2 protein-coding genes and 2 pseudogenes are annotated in these 1,928 nt (G+C 55.9%); 1 reads left to right on the forward strand and 3 read right to left on the reverse strand.

The annotated features are described in order from the left end of the window. Nucleotides 1-279, forward strand: a pseudogene (locus tag LD28_RS0112940) (phosphonoacetaldehyde hydrolase); the annotation flags it as partial. A 98-nt stretch (nt 280-377) separates the two neighbouring features. Here LD28_RS0112940 and LD28_RS0112945 read toward each other — a convergent pair. From LD28_RS0112945 to glpC, 3 genes and pseudogenes are all read right to left on the reverse strand, one after another. Then, complete coding sequence (locus LD28_RS0112945) at nt 378-830, reverse strand: NUDIX hydrolase (protein WP_033137380.1); 453 nt, start codon at nt 828-830, stop codon at nt 378-380. Nucleotides 831-884: 54 nt separating this feature from the next. Beyond that, entirely contained in the window at nt 885-1,514 is a 630-nt protein-coding gene (locus LD28_RS0112950) for a DUF2268 domain-containing putative Zn-dependent protease (RefSeq protein ID WP_033137381.1), read from the reverse strand. A 248-nt stretch (nt 1,515-1,762) separates the two neighbouring features. Continuing rightward, nucleotides 1,763-1,928: pseudogene (glpC, locus tag LD28_RS22480) on the reverse strand (anaerobic glycerol-3-phosphate dehydrogenase subunit GlpC); the annotation flags it as partial.

Below are 1,928 nucleotides of genomic sequence, written 5' to 3' on the forward strand. Positions count from 1 at the left end.
GTGCATCGCTGCATCAAGGTGGATGACGCGGTGCCGGGTATCAGCGAAGGGTTGAACGCGGGCATGTGGACGGTGGGATTGTCGGTTTCCGGCAACGAATTTGGTGCCACCTGGGAAGAGTTTTCCGCCATGAGCGAGGCAGAGATCGCCGCCCGGCGCGCACCGGCCGAGGCCAAACTGCGGGTGGCGGGGGCGCACTACGTGATTGATACCCTTGCCGACATCGCCCCGGTTATCGCCGATATCAACCGCCGTCTGGCCGCTGGCGAGCGGCCGTAGGCCATCTGCTTGGTCTGACAAAAGCGCTTGGCTGGCTTTAGATACAACACGCCCCCATCCGGGGGCGTGTTGCATTTACAGGGGGAAGCCGTGCGCGGTTAGCGGATATCGACCCGCATCAGGGGAGAGGGGGCGTTGTCGACAAAGTGGTACCAGATATGGTCGTAGAGCGCCTTCTGGCCGGGGAAACTCACCAGCGTTTTGGCTTCGTCGAGGGTGCACCAGCGATATTCGGTGTGCTCATCGTTGAGGGTCACCGCCTGATTGGGCGGGCAATAGACCACAAAGACCGGTACCACCTCCACCGTATTTGAAGCACTTTCGTAAAATTGTTCCAGATGATGGGCTGTGTATAACTCGCAAACCGTGATACCGGTCTCTTCGCCAAACTCGCGAATAATGGTCTGCCAGCCGGTTTCACCCGCCTCCACCGTGCCCGCTACATGACACCAGAACCCCCCCTTGACCCGTTTCATCACCAGCAGTTTTGTTTCGCCATCGACAGTGGTAAGGGCAACGCCAGAGACGGCCTTGCAGCGAATGGGGATCATGATCTTCTCTCCGGGTTTGGGCTCTGTGATAGCCATGAACAGTGTGAAGGCGTGTTAATTGAAATACGCCTCGGTGGGTAGGCCCATGACCTCTATTTCATTCAGGCCATTTTTGGCCAGATAGTTGGCCACCAGATTGAACCCCACCCAGTAACCGGCATATTTGGGAAATGGCCGGTTATCACGGCAGTAGAAAAAGTCTAAATAGTTGAACTGCTTGCTGGATAGATGGGGCGTCATCTCTGACAGGAGCGATTGCCAGTCATGGTGATGAGACTCCTTGAACAGCGAGGGGAGTGTGCCGCCATTGAACCTCTGCTCAAAGTAGCAGGCCAGCCCTTCAAAAATCAGGTTTTCGGCCAGTGTTTCTGCTTCCACTTTGTTTTTCTTTTGCACGATATGGTGGACTTCGTGGGCCAGCACGGCAGGCAATTCGGTGATGATCACCTCTTTGATATCAGGCCGTTCCAGATCAAGCTGGAGTTCTATTCGATACATGTTGATGGCCCAGCCACCGATACCCGAATCGGGAGCATCCCCCTCGGCAAAAGGGCTGAAGGTGACATCCAGTTGGGAGAGATCGAACAAGGCATTCAATTTGTGCGCCGTCTCGGCAAAAACGTGCCTAATGGTGTCATCGAGCCCATCGAATTTGCCCGAGTCGTTTAACAGGGTGAGTTGCATCCAGACATCCTTGTCTATTGAAAGAGGGGGCTGAGCCACTTGCGTGGTCGAGGGGCAATATCACCACGGCTGCACACTCTCAATCAACCGCTTTATCCCCCATTGTCCGCACAGTCTGGATAACCACAGCCTGATGCTCCAACCCCCGTGATGGCGGTGCGCCACAAGTAAAAGCAGCGCCGGCAATTGCCGGCGCTCTGTCTCTCTGCGTGGATTGTTTTTTATTAAACCCGGTTGGGTCAAGTGTGTTAGGCCAGCGCCTGGGCCAGCAGGTGGATGGGATGCTCGCAGCGAAACGCCGTGCTCATCTCGATCTGCCATTTGCAGGTCTCGCAATCGGTGATCACCAGATCGGGGGAGAGGCGGTTGATTTGATCAAACAGCCCCTCGCCGATGGTCTGGCTGGTTTCGTAG

The sequence above is a fragment of the Aeromonas finlandensis genome (assembly GCF_000764645.1).
GTDB lineage: Bacteria > Pseudomonadota > Gammaproteobacteria > Enterobacterales > Aeromonadaceae > Aeromonas > Aeromonas finlandensis.